The 21,284-nt window shown below is 71.4% G+C and carries 21 protein-coding genes and 1 tRNA gene; 12 read left to right on the forward strand and 10 right to left on the reverse strand.

Annotated features, from left to right (window positions below):
• Nucleotides 1-60 precede the first annotated feature (60 nt).
• Both ACE3QY_RS02195 and ACE3QY_RS02200 read left to right on the forward strand, forming a co-directional pair.
• On the forward strand, nt 61-1,344 hold the full coding sequence (locus tag ACE3QY_RS02195) for an aspartate kinase (RefSeq protein WP_374454364.1): 1,284 nt from the start codon (nt 61-63) through the stop codon (nt 1,342-1,344).
• Complete coding sequence (locus ACE3QY_RS02200) at nt 1,341-2,399, forward strand: aspartate-semialdehyde dehydrogenase (RefSeq protein WP_374454365.1); 1,059 nt, start codon at nt 1,341-1,343, stop codon at nt 2,397-2,399. Before ACE3QY_RS02195 ends, ACE3QY_RS02200 begins: the two co-directional genes overlap by 4 nt.
• Nucleotides 2,400-2,434: 35 nt before the next feature.
• On the opposite strand, the gene ACE3QY_RS02205 is transcribed toward ACE3QY_RS02200, so the two are convergent.
• From ACE3QY_RS02205 to ACE3QY_RS02220, 4 genes are all read right to left on the reverse strand, one after another.
• Nucleotides 2,435-3,121 (reverse strand): hypothetical protein, encoded by a 687-nt coding sequence (locus tag ACE3QY_RS02205; protein ID WP_374454366.1) that lies wholly within the window; start codon nt 3,119-3,121, stop codon nt 2,435-2,437.
• An 85-nt stretch (nt 3,122-3,206) separates the two neighbouring features.
• Nucleotides 3,207-3,280, reverse strand: a tRNA-Pro gene (locus ACE3QY_RS02210).
• Between the two features lie 88 nt (nt 3,281-3,368).
• On the reverse strand, nt 3,369-3,998 hold the full coding sequence (locus tag ACE3QY_RS02215; protein WP_374454367.1) for a dihydrofolate reductase family protein: 630 nt from the start codon (nt 3,996-3,998) through the stop codon (nt 3,369-3,371).
• A 23-nt stretch (nt 3,999-4,021) separates the two neighbouring features.
• Nucleotides 4,022-4,945 carry a metallophosphoesterase gene (locus ACE3QY_RS02220; RefSeq protein ID WP_374454368.1) on the reverse strand — a complete coding sequence of 308 codons (924 nt, stop codon included), beginning with the start codon at nt 4,943-4,945 and terminating at the stop codon, nt 4,022-4,024.
• Nucleotides 4,946-4,971: 26 nt separating this feature from the next.
• Between ACE3QY_RS02220 and ACE3QY_RS02225 the strand changes: the two genes are divergently transcribed.
• Nucleotides 4,972-5,430, forward strand: coding sequence for a GatB/YqeY domain-containing protein (locus ACE3QY_RS02225; RefSeq protein ID WP_374454369.1), 459 nt, complete (start codon nt 4,972-4,974; stop codon nt 5,428-5,430).
• 12 nt (nt 5,431-5,442) lie between these two features.
• Here ACE3QY_RS02225 and ACE3QY_RS02230 read toward each other — a convergent pair whose 3' ends face one another.
• Nucleotides 5,443-7,788: a transglycosylase domain-containing protein gene (locus ACE3QY_RS02230; protein WP_374454370.1), complete on the reverse strand. Its 2,346-nt coding sequence runs from the start codon at nt 7,786-7,788 to the stop codon at nt 5,443-5,445.
• A gap of 195 nt (nt 7,789-7,983) precedes the next feature.
• Here ACE3QY_RS02230 and ACE3QY_RS02235 point away from each other — a divergent pair, with 195 nt between their 5' ends.
• Nucleotides 7,984-8,271, forward strand: coding sequence for a WhiB family transcriptional regulator (locus tag ACE3QY_RS02235; protein WP_374454913.1), 288 nt, complete (start codon nt 7,984-7,986; stop codon nt 8,269-8,271).
• 32 nt (nt 8,272-8,303) lie between these two features.
• On the opposite strand, the gene ACE3QY_RS02240 is transcribed toward ACE3QY_RS02235, so the two are convergent.
• Both ACE3QY_RS02240 and ACE3QY_RS02245 read right to left on the reverse strand, forming a co-directional pair.
• Nucleotides 8,304-9,440: an ArsA family ATPase gene (locus ACE3QY_RS02240; protein ID WP_374454371.1), complete on the reverse strand. Its 1,137-nt coding sequence runs from the start codon at nt 9,438-9,440 to the stop codon at nt 8,304-8,306.
• Nucleotides 9,437-10,462: an ArsA family ATPase gene (locus tag ACE3QY_RS02245; protein WP_374454372.1), complete on the reverse strand. Its 1,026-nt coding sequence runs from the start codon at nt 10,460-10,462 to the stop codon at nt 9,437-9,439. The genes ACE3QY_RS02240 and ACE3QY_RS02245 overlap by 4 nt, the downstream gene beginning before the upstream one ends.
• Before the next feature lie 100 nt (nt 10,463-10,562).
• Here ACE3QY_RS02245 and ACE3QY_RS02250 point away from each other — a divergent pair, with 100 nt between their 5' ends.
• Both ACE3QY_RS02250 and ACE3QY_RS02255 read left to right on the forward strand, forming a co-directional pair.
• The gene (locus tag ACE3QY_RS02250; protein ID WP_374454373.1) at nt 10,563-11,384 is read left to right on the forward strand and encodes a CoA transferase subunit A; all 822 of its coding nucleotides are present in this window, start codon (nt 10,563-10,565) and stop codon (nt 11,382-11,384) included.
• Nucleotide 11,385: 1 nt separating this feature from the next.
• Nucleotides 11,386-12,054 carry a 3-oxoacid CoA-transferase subunit B gene (locus tag ACE3QY_RS02255; protein ID WP_374454374.1) on the forward strand — a complete coding sequence of 223 codons (669 nt, stop codon included), beginning with the start codon at nt 11,386-11,388 and terminating at the stop codon, nt 12,052-12,054.
• Here the strand turns inward: ACE3QY_RS02255 and ACE3QY_RS02260 are convergent.
• Both ACE3QY_RS02260 and ACE3QY_RS02265 read right to left on the reverse strand, forming a co-directional pair.
• A complete protein-coding gene (locus ACE3QY_RS02260; protein ID WP_374454375.1) occupies nt 12,008-12,916 on the reverse strand; it encodes a hypothetical protein in 909 nt (302 codons plus the stop codon). The two genes, ACE3QY_RS02255 and ACE3QY_RS02260, sit on opposite strands and share 47 nt — an antisense overlap.
• 195 nt (nt 12,917-13,111) lie before the next feature.
• Complete coding sequence (locus ACE3QY_RS02265; RefSeq protein WP_374454376.1) at nt 13,112-13,495, reverse strand: VOC family protein; 384 nt, start codon at nt 13,493-13,495, stop codon at nt 13,112-13,114.
• Between the two features lie 192 nt (nt 13,496-13,687).
• Between ACE3QY_RS02265 and ACE3QY_RS02270 the strand changes: the two genes are divergently transcribed.
• The 6 genes from ACE3QY_RS02270 (at nt 13,688) to ACE3QY_RS02295 (ending at nt 19,911) form a co-directional block, all read left to right on the forward strand.
• Nucleotides 13,688-14,749 (forward strand): LLM class flavin-dependent oxidoreductase, encoded by a 1,062-nt coding sequence (locus ACE3QY_RS02270; protein WP_374454377.1) that lies wholly within the window; start codon nt 13,688-13,690, stop codon nt 14,747-14,749.
• A 105-nt stretch (nt 14,750-14,854) separates the two neighbouring features.
• A complete protein-coding gene (locus tag ACE3QY_RS02275) occupies nt 14,855-15,922 on the forward strand; it encodes an ABC transporter substrate-binding protein (protein WP_374454378.1) in 1,068 nt (355 codons plus the stop codon).
• The gene (locus ACE3QY_RS02280; protein WP_374454379.1) at nt 15,919-16,755 is read left to right on the forward strand and encodes an ABC transporter permease; all 837 of its coding nucleotides are present in this window, start codon (nt 15,919-15,921) and stop codon (nt 16,753-16,755) included. The genes ACE3QY_RS02275 and ACE3QY_RS02280 overlap by 4 nt, the downstream gene beginning before the upstream one ends.
• Complete coding sequence (locus ACE3QY_RS02285; protein WP_374454380.1) at nt 16,731-17,516, forward strand: ABC transporter ATP-binding protein; 786 nt, start codon at nt 16,731-16,733, stop codon at nt 17,514-17,516. The genes ACE3QY_RS02280 and ACE3QY_RS02285 overlap by 25 nt, the downstream gene beginning before the upstream one ends.
• Nucleotides 17,513-18,865, forward strand: a complete 1,353-nt coding sequence (locus ACE3QY_RS02290; RefSeq protein WP_374454381.1) for an LLM class flavin-dependent oxidoreductase — start codon at nt 17,513-17,515, stop codon at nt 18,863-18,865. Before ACE3QY_RS02285 ends, ACE3QY_RS02290 begins: the two co-directional genes overlap by 4 nt.
• Nucleotides 18,862-19,911: an aldo/keto reductase gene (locus ACE3QY_RS02295; protein WP_374454382.1), complete on the forward strand. Its 1,050-nt coding sequence runs from the start codon at nt 18,862-18,864 to the stop codon at nt 19,909-19,911. The genes ACE3QY_RS02290 and ACE3QY_RS02295 overlap by 4 nt, the downstream gene beginning before the upstream one ends.
• Here the strand turns inward: ACE3QY_RS02295 and ACE3QY_RS02300 are convergent.
• Entirely contained in the window at nt 19,897-21,267 is a 1,371-nt protein-coding gene (locus tag ACE3QY_RS02300; RefSeq protein ID WP_374454383.1) for an MFS transporter, read from the reverse strand. The genes ACE3QY_RS02295 and ACE3QY_RS02300 overlap by 15 nt on opposite strands.
• Nucleotides 21,268-21,284: the final 17 nt, after the last annotated feature.

The following is a 21,284-nucleotide window of genomic DNA, read 5'->3' on the forward strand; positions in this document are numbered from 1 at the left end:
TCCGCCGTCGACGGCGCCGGTGGGCCCCGTAGCAGCCAACCGATCTCCGAGGGACCAACCGTGGGCATTGTCGTGCAGAAGTACGGCGGCTCCTCGCTCGCCGACGCCGACGCCATCAAGCGCGTCGCGCGGCGCATCGTGGACATCAAGAAGTCCGGGCACGACGTGGTCGTCGCCGTGTCCGCCATGGGCGACACCACCGACGACCTGTACGACCTGGCCAACGGCGTCTCGCCGCTCCCGCCCGCCCGCGAGATGGACATGCTCCTGACCGCCGGTGAGCGGATCTCGATGGCGCTCGTCGCGATGGCGATCAACGACCTCGGCTACACGGCGCGGTCCTTCACCGGGTCGCAGGCCGGCGTGATCACCGACTCGGTGCACGGCAAGGCCAAGATCATCGACATCACGCCCGGCCGCATCACCCAGGCCATCGGCGAGGGCCACATCGTCATCGTCGCGGGCTTCCAGGGTGTCTCCGCCGACACCAAGGAGATCACCACCCTGGGGCGCGGCGGCACCGACACGACCGCCGTCGCGCTGGCCGCGGCGCTGGAGGCCGACGTCTGCGAGATCTACACCGACGTCGACGGCGTCTTCACCGCCGACCCGCGCATCGTCCCGAGCGCCCAGAAGCTGAGCAAGGTCTCCTACGAGGAGATGCTCGAGCTCGCCGCCTGCGGCGCCAAGATCCTGCACCTGCGCTGCGTGGAGTACGGCCGCCGCTACGGCATCCCGATCCACGTCCGTTCGTCGTTCAGCCAGCTTCAAGGCACGTGGGTCGTCGACGACCCGCGCGCCGAAGGTCCCGAGGGAGACACCATGGAACAGCCGATCATCGCCGGGGTCGCCCACGACCGCAGCGAGGCCAAGATCACCGTCGTCGGCGTGCCCGACAAGGTGGGTGAGGCGGCCCGCATCTTCGAGGCGCTGGCCGACGCCCAGATCAACCTCGACATGATCGTGCAGAACATCTCGGCCGCGGCCACGAGCCTCACCGACATCTCCTTCACGCTCCCGCGCACCGACGGCCAGACGGCGATGACCGCGCTGGCGCGGATCCAGGGCGAGGTCGGCTACGACAAGCTGCTCTACGACGACAAGATCGGCAAGGTCTCGCTGATCGGCGCCGGCATGCGCTCGCACCCGGGCATCACCTCGAAGTTCTTCGGCGCCCTGGCCTCGGCCGGCGTCAACATCGGGATGATCTCCACCTCCGAGATCCGGATCTCGGTCGTCGTCGACGAGAACGCCGTGGACGACGCCGTGCGCGCCACCCACTCGGCGTTCGACCTCGACGCCGACGAGGTCGAGGCCGTGGTCTACGGAGGCACCGGACGATGAGCGGTCAGATCACGCCCGTGAACATCGGGATCGTCGGTGCCACCGGGCAGGTCGGCGTCGCGATGCGGCAGATCCTGCTCGAGCGCGGTTTCCCGGCCGACCAGGTCCGCTTCTTCGCCTCCTCGCGCTCCGCGGGCACGGTGCTGCCGTTCGGTGACCGCGAGATCACCGTCGAGGACGCCGAGACCGCCGACCCGACCGGGCTCGACATCGCGCTGTTCTCCGCCGGTGCCACCACCTCGCGGGCGCTCGTGCCGAAGTTCGTCGAGGCCGGCGTGATCGTCGTCGACAACTCCTCGGCCTACCGCAAGGACCCCGACATCCCGCTCGTCGTCTCCGAGGTCAACCCCGACGCGATGGCCGCGGTGATCGAGGCCGGGCGCGGCATCATCGCCAACCCCAACTGCACGACGATGGCGGCGATGCCGGTCCTCAAGCCGCTCCACGACGCGGCCGGGCTGACCCGCCTCATCGTGTCGACCTACCAGGCCGTCTCCGGCTCCGGCGTCGCCGGCGTCGACGAGCTCGCCCACGGCGTGGCCGAGGCGGGCGACAAGGCGCGCGAGCTGGCGTACGACGGCTCCGCGATCGCGTTCCCGGAGCCGGTCAAGTACGTCGAGCCGATCGCCTACAACGTGCTTCCGATGGCCGGCTCCGTCGTCGACGACGGGCTCAACGAGACCGATGAGGAGCAGAAGCTCCGCAACGAGTCGCGCAAGATCCTCGGCATCCCCGACCTGCTCGTCTCCGGCATCTGCGTGCGCGTCCCGGTCTTCACCGGCCACTCGCTCGCCGTCAACGCCGAGTTCGAGCGGCCGATGACGCCCGCGCAGGCGCGCGAGATCCTCGGCTCCGCCGAGGGCGTGGAGCTCGACGAGGTGCCGACCCCCCTCAAGGCGGCCGGCAAGGACCCGTCGTACGTCGGCCGGCTGCGCCAGGACCCGGGCGTGCCCGACGACCGCGGGCTCGCGCTGTTCATCAGCAACGACAACCTCCGCAAGGGCGCGGCCCTCAACACCGTGCAGATCGCGGAGCTGATCGCCGCCGCGCGCTGATCTCCAGCCTCTTCAGCGAGAGCCTGACAACCCCGTCAGCGCACGTCGTGCGGCTCGGGGACCTCGGCGTCCTCGCCGACGACCGATGTGGTGACCCACCACGAGAGGCCGTAGCCGACCACGGCAACGACGGGCACGACGACGGCCGCCCACGGCTCGTCGAGGCTCTCGAGCAGGAAGAGCATCACGAGCACGGCCAGGACGCCCACGGCCAGGATGCTCGTCGAGCCGGCGTCGGCGACCCCGAAGAACTTCAGCAGCTGGGCGCCGACCCAAGCGAGGAGCACGAGGCCCGCGAGCAGGATGGGCAGGCCGGCAGCGCCCCCGCACGCCGTGGTGCCGCGTACGGCGTCGCAGCCGGCGCCGGCGAGCCACGCGAACCCCACCGCCAGCACACCGACGAGGAGGCCGGTGAGCAGGGCTGCTGGAAGGCCGGTGACCGGGGGAGCGGTGCGCGCCCGGCGCCGCCCGACCTCCTCCGCCTCCGGCTCGTCGGTCGGCTCGGGCTCCGGGATCACCGGGGTGGGCTCGGGCTCCGGGATCACCGGGGTGGGCTCGGGCTCGGGGATCACCGGGGTGGGCTCGGGCTCAGCGGGCTCGGGCACCACCGGCTCCGGGCTGGCCTCCGGCTCGGGCGCGACGTCCTCCGGTGCCCGCTTGCGGCGCCGCAGCGAGAAGGAGGGCATCTCCAGCGAGGGTCCGTCGTCCGGCGTGTCGGCCATGACGGCAGGGTGCCACATCGCCAGAGCCTGGCGGGTACGACGAAGGGCCGGACCACTCCCGTGGATCCGGCCCTCACGTCATCTGTCGGGCTGACAGGATTTGAACCTGCGGCCTCCTCGTCCCGAACGAGGCGCGCTACCAAGCTGCGCCACAGCCCGCCGCCCGCGGCGGAGAATCCGTCCGGGCAACGCGGGCGAGCATACCGGAGCGGTCAGGCCGCCCCGAAATCGCCCCGGCACCGTGGACTCAGGCCCGCGGCCTGCGCGAGAACGTCAGGTGGACGACGCCGGTCGGGGAGGACGTCGACTCGACGTGGAAGCCCTCCTCCATGCCCTCGAGCCCGTCCCACAGGCAGGTGCCGTGGCCGAGCACGATCGGCACCACCACGAGGTGGAGGTGGTCCACGAGCCCGGCGGCGACGAAGTCGCGCACCGTGGTCGCACCCCCGCCGATGCGGACGTCGAGGTCACCTGCCGCCTCCTGCGCGATGGCCAGTGCCTGCTCCGGGCTGGTGCTGAGGAAGTGGAACGTCGTGCCGCCCTCCATCTCCAGCGGCTCGCGCGGGCGGTGGGTGAGGACGTACGTCGGGGTGTGGAACGGCGGGTCCTCGCCCCACCAGCCGCGCCACTCGGGGTCGTCCTGCCAGCCGGGCGGGCCGAACTTGTTGGCGCCCATGATCTCCGCGCCGAAGCCGACGTCCCACCGCGCGGCGAACACCGCGTCGACGCCCGTCGGTGCGCCGTCGGCCCAGGTGGCGAACATCCACTCGTGCAGCCTCTGCCCGGCGTGCCCGAAGGGCGACTCGAGCGACTGGGGCGCGCCGGCGGCGAAGCCGTCGAGGGAGACGGAGAAGTTGGTGACCCGGACGAGCGGCACGAAGACCTCGATTCAGCGGGGTGTCAGATGGAGGGGACGAGCGTCAGCAGCGTCGCCTCGGGCCGACAGGCCACCCGGAAGCGGACGTAGGGGTTCGTGCCCAGCCCGGCGGAGACGTGCAGCCAGGCCGAGCCGTCGTCGCCCGGCGCGGACGCCGCCGGGTGGCGGTGCAGGCCGCGGGCACGCTCGGGCTCGAGGTCGCAGTTGGTGGTCAGCGCCCGCCCGCCCGGCAGGCACACCTGCCCGCCGTGCGTGTGGCCGGCGATGATCGCGTCGTAGCCGTCGGCGGCGAACTGGTCGAGGACCCGGAGGTACGGCGCGTGGCTGACCGCGAGCCGCAGGTCGGCCGCCGGGTCGGCCGGGCCGGCGACGCGGTCGAGGTCGTCGTACCCGAGGTGCGGGTCGTCGACGCCGGCGAACGCGATGGAGGTGCCGCCCACCGTGACCGACCCGAGGCCGTTGGTCAGGTCGACCCACCCGGCCTCGTCGAAGCGGTCCTTGAGCTCGGGCCACGGCAGCTGCGGCACGGAGGTGTTGCGCTTGCCGGTGTCGGGAAGCAGGTAGGCGAACGGGTTGCGGAAGCCGGGAGCGTAGTAGTCGTTCGAGCCGAGGACGTAGACACCCGGCACGTCGAGCAGCCCGCCCAGCGCGTCGGCGACGACGGGTACAGACCGCATGTGGGCGAGGTTGTCACCGGTGTTGACGACCAGGTCGGGCTCGAGCGCGGCGAGGCCGCGCAGCCACTCCTGCTTGGCGCGCTGGTCGGGCGCCATGTGGATGTCGCTGAGGTGCAGCACCTTCAGCGGCGCGTGGCCGACGGGCAGCAGCGGCACGGTCACGCGGCGCAGGGTGTACTGGCGGGCCTCCCACGCGGCGTACGACGCCAACCCGGCGCCGGCGACCGCGCCGAGCGCCACGGTGCGGCGCAGGAGCGGGACGAAAGGCATTCGCCAAGGCTGCCACAATGGGCCGCATGAGTGCTCTGAAGGACCGTCTCCGCGCCGACCTCACCACCGCCATCAAGGCGCGTGACGAGCTGCGCTCCTCGACGCTGCGGATGGTGCTGACCGCCATCACCAACGCCGAGGTCGCCGGCAAGGAGGCCCGCGAGCTCTCCGACGACGACATCATCGGCGTGCTGTCCACCGAGGCCAAGCGCCGCCGCGAGGCCGCCGTCGCCTTCGAGGAGGGCGGCCGCGCCGAGATGGCGGCCAAGGAGGCCGCCGAGGGCGTGGTCATCGCCGAGTACCTCCCCGCCCAGCTGAGCGAGGCGGAGATCGCCGACCTCGTCTCGGCCGCCATCGCCCAGACCGGCGCCGCCGAGGAGGGCATGCGCGCCATGGGCAAGGTGATGGGCGTGGTGACGCCCCAGGTCAAGGGTCGTGCCGACGGCGGTGCCGTCGCCGCGGAGGTACGCCGCCAGCTCGGCTGAGCCGGCCGAGGGTCAGCCGCGGCCCCTGCCGCCGCGGCCCTTCCCCTTGCCCTTGCCGCCGTTCTTGGGGGGCGGGACGTAGCCGGTCGAGGTGTAGAGGGTGACCGTGTCGCCGCTGCTCAGCGACGCGCCGCCCGAGGGCGAGGTGTAGGCGACGAGCCCGGCGCCGACCTCGGAGTTCACCTGACCACCGTCGGCGACGGTGAAGCCGGCCGCCTCCAGCTGCTGGGTGGCCGCCTCGACCGACTGACCCGCGACGTCGGGCACGGGGACCAGCACGCCCGCGATCTCGTCGCCGGGCGGGGTCTGGAAGTCCTCGTAGGGAAGCTTCGCCGAGACGGCCGACATCGCGTCGCCCCAGATCGGGCCGGCCACGGTCGAGCCGAACGCGCTGCTGATGTAGCTGCCACCCACGGACTGGCCGTTGAGGGTGACCCACTCGCCGAACTCGTTGGCCCCCGCGACCATGGCCGCGGTCGCGAGCTTGGGGGTGTAGCCGACGAACCACACGGCCATGTTGCTGTTGTTGGTGCCGGTCTTGCCGGCCGACGGCTTGTCGATCGCGAGACCGGCGCCGAAGCCGTCACCCTCCATGACGCCGCGGAGGATCGAGTTCACGGCGTCGGCGGTGGCGCCCGGCATGACCTGCTCGCACTGGCTGCTGAACTCCTTGAGCGGCTGGCCCGAGGAGTCGAGAACCTGGGTGACCGGACGCGGGTCGCAGTGCAGGCCGCGTGCGGCGAAGGTGGCGTACGCCTGGGCCATGGTGAGCGGGTCGGCGTCGGAGACACCGAGGATCCACGAGGGCACCTGCTGGGCCTTGGGCACCTTGACGCCCATGTCGGCGGCGAGCTGGAGCGGCTCGCACATGCCGGTCCGGGTCTCCAGCTGGGCGAAGAACGTGTTCACCGAGTTCTGGGTGCCGGAGTAGAGGTCGTAGGTGCCCGCTCCGGTGGAGTTCTCCGGGTCCCAGCCCTTCTGGTCACCGGCGTAGGGGCCGTCGCAGGTCTCGAAGTCCCAGTCGTCGAAGTGCATCGTCTGCGGCGAGGGGATGCTCGTGCTCAGCGGGATGCCCTGGTTGATGGCCGCGGCGAGGACGAAGAGCTTGAAGGTCGAGCCGGCCTGGAAGCCGTTGGCGTCGCCGTAGGCCTTGGGAACGGTGTAGTTGAGGTAGGTCTCGCCGCCCTTCTTGTCCTTGCCCATCGGGCGTGACTGGGCCAGCGCGCGTACGTCACCGGTGCCGGGCTCGATCATCGCCAGGCCGCCGATGGCCTGGTCGGTCTGGTAGACGTGCGACTTGACCGACTCGTCGGCGGCCTTCTGCATGTCGAGGTCGATCGTGGTGTTGATCGTCAGGCCCCCGTTGTTGAGCGTGCGGCGGCGCTCCTTGGGCGTGTCGCCCAGCACCGGGTCCTTGAGCAGCCAGTTGACGACGTAGTCGCAGAAGAACGGTGCGCGCGACTGCTGGCAGCCGTTGGGCGCGGTCTCGATCTTCAGGGTCTTGGCGATCGGCTTCTTCTTCAGCCGCTCGGCCTTCTTCTCGGTCAGCACGCCGAGCTGGGCGAGCCGGTCGAGCACCACGTTGCGGCGGCTCTCGGCGCGCTCGGGGTTGTCGATCGGGTCGTAGCCGACCGGGTTCTTCACCAGGCCGGCCAGCGTGGCCGACTCCAGCAGGTTGAGGTCCTTGGCGTTCTTGGAGAAGAAGTGCCGCGCGGCCGACTGGACGCCGAAGGCGCCGTCGCCGAAGTAGGCGATGTTCAGGTAGCGCTCGAGGATCCAGTCCTTGGTGTGGTTCTTCTCGAAGGCGATGGCGTAGCGGAGCTCGCGGATCTTGCGCGCGTAGGTCTCCTCGGTCGCCGCCGCCTTCTCCTCCTCGGTCTCCGCCTGGTAGAGCAGCGTCTGCTTCACCATCTGCTGGGTGATCGACGAGCCACCCTGCACGGCGCCGCCGTTGGCCTGGTTGGTGATGAACGCGCGGAGCGTGCCCTTGAGGTCCAGGGCGCCGTGGTCGTAGAAGCGGTAGTCCTCGATCGCGACGATCGCCTTCACCATGGGCCGGGAGATCGACTTGAGCGGGACGTTGATCCGGTTCTGGTCGTAGAGGGAGGCGATGAGGTTGCCGTTGACGTCGTAGATGCGCGTCTTCTGCGAGAGGTCCTTGGCCTCGAGCGACTCGGGGAGGTTGACCATCCCCTTGCTGACGTCCTTCGCGGCCACGCCGACCAGGCCCGCGAACGGGATGGCGAGGCACGCGGTGAGGACACCCATCACGACCGCGACAGCGCCCATCACCGCGAGGTGGGAGGCGATGCGACCGGCGTCGGGGCGTCCGTGGGGGCGCTCGGGGCGGGAAGACATGCCCCCCAGAGTACGTGGGCGGGGCCATACCACCTGAATTCCAGGCGCGCAGACACCTAGTCACATTGGACTATGCGATTTGAGCCACCTGGCCCTGACGCCGCCCTGGGCGATTCGTTTACTTTTCAGGTCGAGTCAGGGATGGCCGCTATGGGGGCGGCCGGCCGGCTCGCACAAAGATCGTGGGGAATGACAATGTGGGTCGAGGACTGGGCAGCACGCGCCGCATGCAAGGGCGACACGCCTGACGCTCTCTTCGTGCGAGGCGCGGAGCAGAACAAGGCGAAGCAGGTCTGCGCCGGGTGCCCCGTGCGCACCGAGTGCCTGGCCGAGGCGCTGGACAACCAGATCGAATGGGGTGTCTGGGGCGGGATGACCGAGCGCGAGCGCCGTGCGCTGCTCCGCCGCCGTCCGGGCTCCTCGTGGCGCACCATCCTCGAGACCGCCCGCACCAAGGTCGAGTCGCCCACCGTCAACGCCTGAGCACCGATCGCTCGACTCCCCTGTTGGAGCGATCAGTGCGGCTCGGCGAGGCTCTCGCCGATCTGGCGTAGCCCGTCGAGGTCGTGGACGTCGCCGGCCATCGCCGGCACGACCGCGGTCGGCACGCTGGGGTGCGAGGCGGCGAACCGCTCGCGCAGGTGCTCCTCGCGCTCGATGATCCGGACGCGGTCGGCGTGCAGCCGCAGCAGGCCGGCGGTGAGTGACGAGGAGTCGCTCGACTGCAACCGGTCGGCGGCGGTGATCGCCTCCTCGGCCGAGAGCTCGGTGCGTGCCGACGGGCTGACCCGGTTGACGACCAGGCCGGCCAGCGGCATGTCGTCGTCGGTGAGCCGGTCCACGAAGTACGCCGCCTCGCGCAGCGCGTCGGGCTCGGGAGCGGCGATGACGAGGAACGCCGTGCCGTCGGCCTGGAGCAGCGCGAACGTCTGGTCGGCGCGCTGGCGGAAGCCGCCGAAGAGGGTGTCGAAGGCCGCGACGAAGGTCTGCATGTCGCGCAGCACCTGGGCCCCGAGGACCTTGGTCAGCGCGTTGGTGACCACCGAGAGGCCGGCGGTCATCAGCTTGGCCGGGCCGCGGGCCGGCGCGAGCAGCAGCCGGATGAAGCGCCCGTCGAGGAAGCTGGAGAGCCGCTCCGGCGCGTCGAGGAAGTCCAGCGCCGACCGCGAAGGCGGCGTGTCGACCACGATCAGGTCGTAGCTGTCGTCCTGGCGGGCCTGCCGGTGCAGCTGGCCCAGCTTCTCCATCGCCATGTACTCCTGGGTGCCGGCGAAGGAGCTCGACAGCGCGACGTAGAACGGGTTGTCCAGGATCTGCTTGGCCTTCTCCGGGCTGGCCTGGCTCTCGACCACCTCGTCGAAGGTGCGCTTCATGTCGAGCATCATCGCGTCGAGCGAGCCGCCCGAGGCGGGGTCGACGTCGGGCACCGGTCGCGGGGTGTTGTCGAGCTGCTCGATGCCCATCGACTGCGCCAGCCGCCGGGCCGGGTCGATGGTGAGGACCACGACCTTGCGGCCGCGCTCGGCGGCGCGCAGCGCGAGCGCGGCGGACGTGGTGGTCTTGCCGACGCCGCCCGAGCCGCAGCACACGATGATCTCGGTGTGCGGGTCGTCGAGCAGCGCGTCGACGTCGAGCAGGGGAGCGGTCGTCACGCCATGCCCTGCTTCCTGAGCAGCTGGGCGAGCTCGAGGAGCGCACCCAGGTCGATGCCGCCGGCCAGCCGGGGCAGCTCGTAGGTCGGCAAGCCCTCCTCGACGACGAGCGCGCGCTGCTCGTCCTCGAGCTGCCGGCGTACGGCGTGGTCGCGGGCCTCGTCGACCAGCGACGTCACCAGGTCGGGGTCGACGTCGACCTTGGCGCGGGCCAGGTCGGAGGCGACGGCCGTGGGGTCGACGCGGTCCTCGCGCACCTGGGCGAGGGCGCTCGCGCTGAGGTCCTGCGGACGGACCAGGTTGACCACGATCCCGCCGACCGGCAGCCCGGCGGCGTGCAGCTCGGCGATGCCGTCGTGGGTCTCCTGGACCGGCATCTCCTCGAGGATCGTCACGAGGTGGACGGCCGTGCGGTCCGAGCGCAGCAGCTCCATGACCTTGTCGGCCTGGCTCTTGATCGGCCCGACCTTGGCCAGGCCGGCGAGCTCGGAGTTGACCCCGAGGAACTGGCAGATCCGGCCGGTGGGGGGCGCGTCGAGCACCACGGCGTCGTACGTGATCTGGTCCTTGTGCCGGCCGCCGCGCGGGCGCTGCACGGCCTCGTAGACCTTGCCGGTGAGCAGCACGTCGCGCACGCCGGGCGCGATGGTGGTCGCGAAGTCGATGACGCCGAAGCGGTCCAGCGCCTTCCCGGCGCGACCGAGCTTGTAGTACATCGCGAGGTACTCCAGCAGGGCCGACTCCGGGTCGATGTGCAGCGCGTGGACCTGGCCGGCGCGGCCGTCCTCGTCGGGGGCACCCTTGGTGATGCGGCGCTCCTGGTAGGGGAGCGGGTCGGTGTCGAACATCCGGGCGATGCCCTGGCGCCCCTCGACCTCGCACAGCAGGACGTTGCGACCGGTCGTCGCCAGCCCCATCGCCAGCGCCGCCGCGACGGTCGACTTCCCGGTCCCGCCCTTGCCGGTGACCACGTGCAGCCGCACGCGGGGCCAGTCGACCGGCCGATCGGTAGGAGCGGTCACACCGCGAGGATAGCGAGGGCCGCCAGCCACACCTCGACGTACGAACTGTGGCTCCGGCCCACACAGTGGCGTCGCTCACACGGCCGCTAGGGTGCCGGGCATGGACAAAGTGGTCACCTCGGCGGCTGAAGCGGTCGCCGACATCCCGGACGGCGCGACCATCGCCGTCGGCGGTTTCGGACTGTGCGGCATCCCCTCGGTCCTCATCGAGGCGATCCTCGAGGCGGGCACCACCGACCTCGAAGCGGTCTCCAACAACTGCGGCGTCGACGAGTGGGGGCTGGGCCGCCTGCTCTTCCAGAAGCGGCTGCGGCGGATGATCTCCTCCTACGTCGGGGAGAACAAGGAGTTCGCCCGGCAGTACCTCTCGGGCGAGCTCGAGGTCGAGCTGACCCCGCAGGGCACGCTGGCCGAGCGGATGCGCGCCGGTGGTTCGGGGATCCCCGGCTTCTACACCGCCACGGGCGTCGGCACGCAGGTCGCCGAGGGCGGCCTGCCCTGGAAGTACGACGCCGAGGGCAACGTCATCGTGTCCTCGCCGCCGAAGGAGACCAAGGTCTTCTCCACCGCCGAAGGCGACAAGGAGTACGTCCTCGAGGAGGCCATCGTGGCCGACTTCGGGCTGGTGCGGGCCTGGAAGGGCGACCGCCACGGCAACCTCGTGTTCCGCCAGTCGGCGCGCAACTTCAACCCGCTCGCCGCGATGTGCGGCCGGGTCACCATCGCCGAGGTGGAGCACCTCGTCGAGCCGGGCGAGCTCGACCCGGCCGAGGTCCACACCCCGGGCGTCTACGTGCAGCGGGTCGTGGAGCTCACCCCCGAGCAGGCGGCGGACAAGAAGATCGAGAAGGTCACGACGAGGCCGCGTCCGACGGACGCCGCGCCCGCGGACGACGCCGCGACCCACGGACTGGGAGGCTGACATGGCATGGAGTCGTGAGGAGATGGCCGCGCGTGCGGCGAGCGAGCTCAAGGACGGGTCCTACGTCAACCTCGGCATCGGGCTGCCGACGCTGGTGCCGAATTACGTCGCCGACGACGTCGAGCTGGTGCTGCAGTCGGAGAACGGCATCCTCGGCGTCGGGGCGTACCCCTTCGAGGGCGAGGAGGACCCCGACCTGATCAACGCGGGCAAGGAGACGGTGACGCTGCGCAAGGGCGCGTCGTTCTTCGACTCCGCCCAGTCGTTCGGGATGATCCGCGGCGGCAAGATCGACGCCGCGATCCTCGGCGCCATGCAGGTCTCCGCCGTGGGTGACATCGCGAACTGGATGATCCCCGGCAAGATGGTCAAGGGCATGGGCGGCGCGATGGACCTGGTCCACGGCGCCAAGCGGGTGATCGTGCTGATGGAGCACGTCGCCAAGGACGGGTCGCTGAAGATCCTCGACGAGTGCGACCTGCCCTACACGGGCAAGCGTGTGGTGCAGCGGATCATCACCGACCTCGCGGTGATCGACGTGATCGACCCCGCGACCGGCGAGGTCGCCCCGTCGGGCACCCTCGGTGACCGGGCGCTCAGGCTCGTCGAGGTCGCCCCCGGCGTCACCGAGGACGAGGTCCGGGAGAAGACCCAGCCCGAGCTCGTCTGAACCACTCCTCGAGCTCCTCGAGCGTCTCGGGGTCGAGGGCGCCCTCCGGGTCCGCCACGATCTCGCGCTGGAGGTGCTCGCGCGCCGCGTCGTACAGCGGTGGGGTGAGGGCGTACGGCAGGTTGCGGACGTACCAGCGCCGGAAGACGTGCGCGCCCAGCGCCTGCAAGAGCTGAGCGATGATCCCCGGGCGGCCGCGACGGACCCAGAAGCCGACGGCCTGGCCGAGCACCCAGGCGACACCCAGCGCCAGGCCCATGACGAACAGCGTCGAGGCGATCTCGTCGCCGGCGAAGTTGTCGGTGAGAGTGAAGAAGTTCCCGTAGTAGACCGGGATCAGCACGTCCACCTGCTGCTTGAACGGCTCGACCTGGTCGGCCACCTCGGCGAGCTGCCGGATCGAGTCGAGGTCGGGTCGCGCGTCGTAGGCGTTGCCGATGTGCCCGATCGCCTCGCGGACGTTGGCGAAGGTGCCGCTGATCCCGTCGAACGCGAGCACGTCGCGCGCGGCGCCCACCTCGTCGTACGTCGTCTCGATGCTGCTGAGCGTCCGCATGCTCTCGTCGGCCGTGCGCTGGAGCTCCGCCTGGGGGAGCGTGTGCTCGTTGAGGTAGGTGACGGCGGCCTGGATCTCCTCGCGATGGTCGATGACGTACTTCGCCTCGTGGTACTTGTCCGCCAGGTTGGGCACGGCCCGGACGGCGTCGCCGACCTTGCCCCCCACCGTCTCGGCATCGCTCAGCGCGACGCTGAGTGCCGCGCCCGCGCCGTACGCCTTGACCAGCGCCTCGAGCGCCGAGCCGAGCACGAGCCGGCCGAGCTCGAGCCTCCTCCGGACGGTGGCGAGGTCTGGGCGCGGCATGGGGTCCCCTCGTTCGGTGAGCTCGGTGGACCAGTGTGCGTCGAGGCACGGGGTTGAGGAACCGCTCCGCGCCGGGGGTTCACCCGCAGGGGTGGCAGGACGCTCCTGTCGACGTCATGACGTCATGGGTTCTGGCGGTTCGAACCGATGATTCTCATGACGTCCCGCGAGATCCCCCCACGTACGGGGGTCCGCTCAGCCGCCGGCGGCGTTCGACCAGGCGGGCAGCTGCTGGAGGGTCCAGCGGTTGCCGTCGGGGTCGACGAGCTGGATGAAGCGACCCCAGGGCTGGTCGTCGATCCCGCTCACGTCGATGCCGCGGGCGACCAGGTCGGCGTGGGTCGCGTCGGCGTCGGCGACGACCGCCTGGAGGTTGTCGAGGGACCCCGGAGCCATCTCGGTGAGCCCGCGGCCGATCGCAATCGAGCAGGCGGAGCCCGGTGGCGTCAGCTGCACGAAGCGGATCTCCTCGCTCACGGTCTGGTCGTGATCGGCGTGGAAGCCGACCTTCTCGTAGAACGCCTTGGCCCGGTCGACGTCCGTCACGGGCACCATCACCAGCTCGAGCTTCATGTCCATGGCTCGACGGTAGATCCGGATGAGGTCACCGGGTGTCCGCAATGCGCAGGTAGTCCAGTGGCAGATGGTCGCTCCAGAGCCCGATCGACGACCGTTCGCCACTGGACTACATGGCGGGCGGGTCCGGGGTCGCTGTCTCCCGATGTGCTATGTCTAGTAACTCACTAGACATCATGCGGAAAGGCATCGCCCATGGAGTTCCTCTGGTACATCCCCAACCAGGTCGAGCCCGGCCACCGGTTGGACGACACGGTCGAGGGGCACAACAGCCTCGGCCGGCTGACGGCGCTCGCGCGGCTCACCGAGGAGCACGGGTGGGGCGGCGCGCTGGTCGGCACCGGCTGGAAGCGCCCGGACACGTTCACCGTCTCCACCGCCCTCGCGGCGGGCACGACGACGTTCAACCCGCTGATCGCCATCCGGCCGGGCTACTGGCGGCCCTCGCACTTCGCCTCGGCGGCGGCGACGCTCGACCAGCTCAGCGGCGGCCGGGTCAAGGTCAACATCGTGTCCGGCCCCGACCACCAGGCGCAGTACGGCGATGACGAGGGCGACCAGGCGCAGCGCTACGCCCGGACGCGGGAGTTCATGCGGCTGGTGCGGCGCTACTGGACCGAGGACGACATCACCTTCGACGGCGAGCACTACCGCGCCGAGGGTGCCACGCTCGCGCACAAGCCGGTCGCCCGCCCCGGCCGGCCGCACCCGCAGCTCTACTTCGGCGGTGCGTCCGAGGCGGCCCAGCGCACGGCCGCGGCCGAGGCCGACGTGCAGCTCTTCTGGGGCGAGCCGCTCGACGGCGTGGCCGCCCGCATCGACCACCTCAGGCAGCTGAGCGCCGAGCTCGACCGCGACCTCCCGCCGCTGGAGTTCGGCCTGCGCATCACGACCCTGGTGCGCGACACCACCGAGGAGGCGTGGGCCGACGCCGAGGCCCGTGTCGCCGAGATGGCCGCCGGCCGGGACGAGTGGTTCGTCGACCCGGCCCGCCGCGTCGCCGTCGGCCAGCAGCGCCTGCTCGACCTGGCCGAGCAGGGCGACGTCCTCGACGACTGCCTCTACACCGCACCCGGCAAGTACGGCGGCGGCGGCGCCGGCACGACCTGGCTGGTCGGCTCGCCCGACGACGTGGCCAAGGCCCTGCGCCGCTACGCCGACCTCGGGATCACCCACTTCGTCCTGAGCGACACGCCGTACGAGCGCGAGATCGTCCGCGTCGGCGACTCGCTGCTGCCCCTGCTCCGCACGGCCTGACGGCATCACGCTGCGGGTGCAAGGGAACTCGTCGCACCCAAAAGTGTTGTTTGTCGACCTAGTTACATTACTTTGAACGTTCCACCCCGAGAAGGAGTTGTTCCGATGGCACGAGGGCCCCGCCCCCACAAGCACCGCCCCCGCCTAGTCCGCGCGGCACTGCTGGCCACGATCGGCCTGGTCGCGATGACCGGATGCGGCGCCGACGATGCCGGACCCAGGCTCGAGCTGACCGCCGCCCTGCCCGACACGCCCGCCGACGGCACGACGCTCCGCGTCGGGGACCCCGCCACCCAGGTGGCGCTGGAGACCTCCGGGCTGATCGACGAGCTCGACATCGACGTCGAGTGGGCCAACATCAGCGGCGGCCCCAAGACACTGGAGGCGTTCCGCGCCGACGCGATCGACATCGGGTCGGTCGCCGACATCCCGCCGCTCTTCGCGCACTGGACCGGCACCGACGTCCGCATCGTCGCCGCCCGCGAGACCGTCGACCCCGAGGACCACCCGACGTACGAGCTCGGCGTCGCGCCCGGCGTCGACGTCACCACGATCGAGGACCTCGAGGGCAAGAAGATCGCCTACAGCCCCGGGCAGGCCCAGGGCGCGCTGGTGCTCAACGTGCTCCGCGAGGCCGGCTTGACCCAGGACGACGTCGAGTTCGTGGAGATGCAGAGCGTCGACGACGCCTTCTCCGTCGCGCTCGCCGGCAAGCAGGTCGACGTCGCGCCGCTCGGTCAGAGCCTGGCCAAGACCTACCTCGCGAAGTACGAGCGTGACGGTGCGACCACCATCAAGCCCGGCGTGCGCGACGACGCCTGGACGCTCTACGCCCCCACCACCGTGCTCGAGGACGCCGACAAGGCCGCCGCGATCAAGGAGTACGTCGGCGTGTGGGCCGAGGCGCAGCAGTGGATCTCCGAGCACCCCGACGAGTTCGCCCGGGCCTACTACGTCGACCACGAGGGCCTGACCCCTGAGGACGCGGCGTACGTCGTCAAGGCGCTCGGGCAGTTCACCGTGCCGACCAGCTGGGACGAGTTCATCGCCCGCCACCAGGAGACGGTCGACACCCTCGTCGAGGCGCAGGACCAGGAGCCGCTCGACGTGGAGACCATCTACGACCGCCGCTTCGAGAAGGCCATCGCCGCGGCTGTGAAGGGATCATCATGACGACGCTGACCGCACCGGCCCGTCGGGTGACGACGGCCGAGGACGTCCGCCCGGTACGCCGGCGGCTCGGCCCCGGCGCACCGATCCGCTTCGGCGGCCTGATCGGCATCGGCGTGCTGCTCCTCGTGTGGATCGTCGGCTCGGCCACCGGGCTGATCGACGAGCGCAACCTGAGCGCACCGTGGACCGTCGTCACGACGGCCGAGACGCTGGTCGAGAACGGTCGCCTGCAGGAGAGCCTGCTCACCTCGGGTGTCCGCGCCGCCCTCGGGCTCGGCCTCGGCGTCGCCGTCGGCACGGTCCTGGCGCTCATCTCGGGCCTCTCCCGGATCGGCGAGACCCTCATCGACGGCCCGGTCCAGGTGAAGCGCTCGATCCCGACCCTCGCGCTGATCCCGCTGCTGCTGCTGTGGTTCGGCATCGGGGAGCCGTTCAAGATCCTCACCATCGCCCTCGCGGTGTTCGTGCCGATCTACATCCACACCCACAACGGCCTGCGCACCATCGAGGGCCGGTACGCCGAGCTGGCGGAGACCCTGGGCGTGACCCGCGGCGAGTTCATCCGCCACGTGGTGCTGCCCGGCGCGATGCCCGGCTTCCTGCTGGGCATGCGCTTCGCGGTGACCTCCTCGCTGCTCGCGCTGGTCGTCGTGGAGGTCATCAACTCCACGAGCGGCATCGGCCACATGATCACGCTGGCCTCGAACTACGGGCAGACGGACGTGATCGTCGTCGGCCTGGTCGTCTACGCGCTGCTCGGTGTCTCCGCCGACGCGGCGGTCCGGCTCATCGAGAGGAAGGCACTGTCATGGCGTCGTACGCTGGCGAGCTGACCGCGGCGGTCCAGGTCACCGACCTGCACCGCAGCTTCAACGAGGCGGGCGGCGTGCTCAACGGCCTCGACCTCGAGATCGCGCCCGGGGAGTTCGTGGCTCTCCTCGGTCGCAGCGGGTCGGGCAAGAGCACCCTGCTCCGGGCCCTGGCGGGGCTGGACCGCGGCGTCGCGGGCACCGGTCGGATCACCGTGCCCGACAAGGTCTCCGTGGTCTTCCAGGACTCCCGGCTGCTGCCGTGGAAGCGCCTGCTCGACAACGTGACCTTCGGGCTGCGGTCCTCCGACGCCGCCGAGCGCGGCTCGCAGGCGCTCGCCGAGGTCGGCCTCGGCGGTCGCGAGAAGGCGTGGCCGCACGAGCTGTCCGGAGGTGAGCAGCAGCGCGCCTCGCTGGCCCGCTCGCTCGTCCGCGACCCGCAGCTGCTGCTGGCGGACGAGCCGTTCGGCGCCCTCGACGCGCTGACCCGGATCCGGATGCACACCCTGCTGCGCAAGCTCTGCGAGGTGCACCAGCCGGCGGTGCTGCTGGTGACGCACGACGTCGACGAGGCGATCGTGCTGGCCGATCGTGTGATCGTGCTCGACGACGGTGTCGTACGCCATGACGCGCACATCGACCTCGGCACCCGCCGCTCGCAGGCCGACCCGGCGTTCGCCCGGCTGCGCAGCCGGCTGCTCTCCGAGCTCGGCGTCGAGGACGACCACGACGAGGTGCCCGGGCGCCACAGCGGCGCGCGCCTCGACGAGCGGGCCGCCTCGTGACGGGCGAGCCGACGCGGCAGCTGCGGCTGAACGCGTTCCTGATGAGCACCGGCCACCACGAGGCGTCGTGGCGGCTCGAGGAGAGCGACCCGAGGAGCAACACCGACGTCGCCCACTTCGTCCGCCTCGCGCAGACCGCCGAGCGCGGGCTGATGGACTCGGTGTTCTTCGCCGACTCCCCGGCCCTCTTCGGCGAGGTGGGCCGGCGGCCGGCCGGGACCCTCGAGCCGACGGTGCTGCTCACCGCGATGGGGGCCGCGACGTCGCACATCGGGCTGATCGCGACCGCGTCGACGTCGTACAACGATCCGTTCAACCTGGCCCGCCGCTTCGCCTCGCTCGACCACGTCAGCGGCGGCCGGGCCGGCTGGAACATCGTCACCACCGCCACGCTGGAGGCAGCCCGCAACTTCGGGCTCGACGAGCTGCCGGCGCACGCCGACCGCTACCGCCGGGCGCGCGAGTTCGTCGAGGTCGCCACCAGGCTGTGGGACAGCTGGGAGGACGACGCGGTCCTGGCCGACAAGGAGGCGGGGCGCTGGGGCGACACCGACAAGGTGCACCCGATCGAGCACGTGGGCCAGCACTTCCGGGTCCACGGCGCGCTCAACCTGCCCCGCTCGCCGCAGGGACGCCCCGTGCTGGTGCAGGCCGGGTCGTCGGAGGACGGCCGGGACTTCGCCGCGCAGTACGCCGAGGCGATCTTCACCGCTCAGCAGACCCTCGAGGACGCCCAGGAGTTCTACGCCGACATCAAGGCGCGGGCTGCGACGTTCGGCCGTGACCCGCAGCGGCTGCTGGTGCTGCCGGGCATCGTGCCGGCCATCGGGTCCACCGAGGCCGAGGCCCGCGCTCTGGAGGCGGAGCTCGACCGGCTGATCCTCCCCGAGTACGCCCGGCGCCAGCTCGCCCGCACCCTGCGAGTGGCGCCCGAGCGGCTGCAGCTCGACGAGCAGCTGCCCGACGACCTGCCGGCCGAGGACCAGATCGAGGGCGCGAAGTCGCGCTACACGCTGATCGTCACCCTCGCCCGCCGCGAGGGGCTGACGGTGCGCGAGCTGATCGGCCGCCTCGGTGGCGGGCGCGGCCACCGCACCTTCTCCGGCACGCCCGAGCAGGTCGCCGACGCCATCGAGCACTGGTTCACCAGCGGTGCGGCCGACGGCTTCAACGTGATGCCGCCCGCCCTGCCGTCCGGCCTCGAGGCGTTCGTCGACCACGTCGTACCGATCCTGCAGCGCCGCGGGTTGTTCCGCACGGAGTACACAGGAAGCACGCTCCGCGAGCACTACGGCCTCGACCGCCCCGCCAGCCAGTACGCCACCTCATTGGAGGAGAAGACCGCATGAGTCACTTCGAGCACTACCGCCCCCTCGGCCGCACCGGCGTCCAGGTCAGCCCGCTGACCCTCGGCGCGATGATGTTCGGCGCCTGGGGCAACCCCGACCACGACGAGTCGATCGCGATCATCCACCGCGCCCTCGACGCCGGCATCAACGTCATCGACACCGCCGACGTCTACGCCCGCGGCGAGTCCGAGGAGATCGTCGGCAAGGCGCTGCAGGCCCGCTCGGGCAGCCGCGACGACGTGTTCCTCGCGACCAAGTTCCACGGCAGCATGCACGACGAGGACCCCAACCAGGCCGGCAACTCCCGCCGCTGGATCATCCGCGAGGTCGAGGCCTCGCTGCGCCGGCTGCAGGTCGACCACATCGACCTCTACCAGGTCCACCGCCCGCGTCCCGAGGTCGACATCGACGAGACACTCGGCGCGTTGACCGACCTCGTGCGCCAGGGCAAGATCCGCTACATCGGCACCTCGACGTTCCTGCCCTCGCAGGTCGTCGAGGCGCAGTGGGTGGCGGAGAAGCGCCAGCGCGAGCGCCCGGCCACCGAGCAGCCGCCGTACTCGATCCTCGCCCGCGAGGTGGAGCGCGACATCCTGCCGACCGCGCAGAAGTACGGCCTCGGCGTGCTGCCGTGGAGCCCGCTCGCCGGGGGCTGGCTGTCGGGCCGCTACCGCCGCGGCGAGGAGCCTGCCGTGACGTCGAGCCGGCTGCAGCGCCAGCCCGCGCGGCACGACCCGAACAGCCCCGACAACAAGGTCAAGCTCGAGGCGGTCCACCAGCTGCAGGAGCTCGCCGACGAGGCCGGCCTCTCGCTGATCCACCTCGCGCTCGGCTTCGTGCTCGCCCACCCGGCGGTGTCGTCGGCCATCATCGGCCCGCGCACGCTGGAGCAGCTCGAGTCGCAGCTCGGCGTCGAGAAGGTGATCCTGCCGCCCGACGTGCTCGACCGGATCGACGAGATCGTGCCGCCCGGCACGACGCTCAACGAGGCCGACCGCGGCTACGCGCCGCCGGCCCTGGTGGAGGCGCGCCTACGCCGCCGCTGAGGTGCGCGAGGCGGCCAGCACGCCGACGACCGCGATGGCGACCGCGAGCAGGTAGACCACCGGGAACGGGTCGGCGCCGGCGCGCTCCGCAGCGGCGTACGCGATGCCGCTCACCGACAGCGCGAGCGCGGCGCCCAGCGAGTCGGCGACGGTGAGCGCGGAGGAGTTGAAGCCGCGGTCCTCGTCGGTCGCCGAGGCCAGCATGGACACGCCGGTGCGGGGGTAGGCGAAGCCCATGCCGATGCTGGCGAAGACGTACGCCGCGATCGGGGCCGCGGCGGGCACGGCCGTGTCGTTGCTGCGCAGCCAGACGACGAGCGCGATCGCCGCGACCCCGACGAGCACCACCGTCGTGCCGAGCCGGAACGCCGTGCCGTGCGAGACGCGCTCGCCGAGGCGGGACGACGCCTGGCTGGACGAGGCCCACACCACGCCGACCAGCGTGAGCGCGATGCCGGCCTGCCCCGGCGAGAGGTCCCACCGCTCCTGCAGGACGTAGACGATGTAGGCCTCGGCGCAGAAGAACGACGCCGCCAGCAGCCCCCGGGTCGCGATGACCGACGGCAAGCCGCGCCCGCCGGTCAGCGTCCCGGCCGGGAGCAGCGGTCGAAGCCCGACGACGACGAGCGCGAAGGCGACGGCCGCGGCGACCAGGGTCAGCCCGGTCCCGGAGCCGAGGAGCTCGAGGACGAGCACCGCGGCCGCGGCCAGCACGGCCCACCCCAGGCGCGTCCACGTGGCGGCGCCCGGCTGCACGGGCACCGGCTGCCTGCGCGCCGTCGGGGTGACCAGCGCGGCCGCGACCGCGACCAGGACGACGATGCCGAGGAACACCCAGCGCCAGCCGAGCGTGGCCGCGACGAGTGCTGCTACGCCGGGGCCGAAGAGGGCGGGCAGCACCCATGCTGCGGCGAAGGCCGCGAAGATCGCGGCCTGGAGCCGCGCGGGGTAGACGAGTCCCACGAGCACGTACGCCACGACGGTCAGCAACCCGCCGCCCAGCCCCTGCACGATGCGACCCAGGACGAAGACCTCCATCGCCGAGGCCGTCCCGCAGACGAGGAGCCCGGCCGAGAACGTCACGAGGGAGGCGACCAGCGGCTGCAACGGCCCGCGCCGGTCGGCCCACATGCCGGCAGCGACCATGCCGACCACCCCGCTCGCGAACGGTGCGGCGAAGGACAGCGCGTAGTAGTCGAAGCCGTCGAGGCTCCGGGCCACCGTGGGCATGACGGTGGTGACGGCCATCGACTCGAAGGCGGCGAAGGCGATGAGGGAGAAGAGCCCGATCGTGGTGGCGGCGTAGGCCGGGGACAGGATCCGCTCGCGCGGCTCGCGGGTCGTGCTGGTGGTCACCGGGCGACGGTAGGACC

This window comes from Nocardioides sp. (genome assembly GCF_041913365.1).
Taxonomy (GTDB): domain Bacteria; phylum Actinomycetota; class Actinomycetes; order Propionibacteriales; family Nocardioidaceae; genus Nocardioides.

Bases quoted from the DNA above. Each gene is read 5' to 3' on its own strand.
- ACE3QY_RS02200 (WP_374454365.1), top strand. From the start codon at position 1,341: ATGAGCGGTCAGATCACGCCCGTGAACATCGGGATCGTCGGTGCCACC.
- ACE3QY_RS02205 (WP_374454366.1), bottom strand. From the start codon at position 3,121: ATGGCCGACACGCCGGACGACGGACCCTCGCTGGAGATGCCCTCCTTC.
- ACE3QY_RS02220 (WP_374454368.1), bottom strand. From the start codon at position 4,945: ATGCCTTTCGTCCCGCTCCTGCGCCGCACCGTGGCGCTCGGCGCGGTC.
- ACE3QY_RS02225 (WP_374454369.1), top strand. From the start codon at position 4,972: ATGAGTGCTCTGAAGGACCGTCTCCGCGCCGACCTCACCACCGCCATC.
- ACE3QY_RS02230 (WP_374454370.1), bottom strand. From the start codon at position 7,788: ATGTCTTCCCGCCCCGAGCGCCCCCACGGACGCCCCGACGCCGGTCGC.
- ACE3QY_RS02235 (WP_374454913.1), top strand. From the start codon at position 7,984: ATGTGGGTCGAGGACTGGGCAGCACGCGCCGCATGCAAGGGCGACACG.
- ACE3QY_RS02250 (WP_374454373.1), top strand. From the start codon at position 10,563: ATGGACAAAGTGGTCACCTCGGCGGCTGAAGCGGTCGCCGACATCCCG.
- ACE3QY_RS02255 (WP_374454374.1), top strand. From the start codon at position 11,386: ATGGCATGGAGTCGTGAGGAGATGGCCGCGCGTGCGGCGAGCGAGCTC.
- ACE3QY_RS02260 (WP_374454375.1), bottom strand. From the start codon at position 12,916: ATGCCGCGCCCAGACCTCGCCACCGTCCGGAGGAGGCTCGAGCTCGGC.
- ACE3QY_RS02265 (WP_374454376.1), bottom strand. From the start codon at position 13,495: ATGGACATGAAGCTCGAGCTGGTGATGGTGCCCGTGACGGACGTCGAC.
- ACE3QY_RS02270 (WP_374454377.1), top strand. From the start codon at position 13,688: ATGGAGTTCCTCTGGTACATCCCCAACCAGGTCGAGCCCGGCCACCGG.
- ACE3QY_RS02275 (WP_374454378.1), top strand. From the start codon at position 14,855: ATGGCACGAGGGCCCCGCCCCCACAAGCACCGCCCCCGCCTAGTCCGC.
- ACE3QY_RS02280 (WP_374454379.1), top strand. From the start codon at position 15,919: ATGACGACGCTGACCGCACCGGCCCGTCGGGTGACGACGGCCGAGGAC.
- ACE3QY_RS02285 (WP_374454380.1), top strand. From the start codon at position 16,731: ATGGCGTCGTACGCTGGCGAGCTGACCGCGGCGGTCCAGGTCACCGAC.
- ACE3QY_RS02295 (WP_374454382.1), top strand. From the start codon at position 18,862: ATGAGTCACTTCGAGCACTACCGCCCCCTCGGCCGCACCGGCGTCCAG.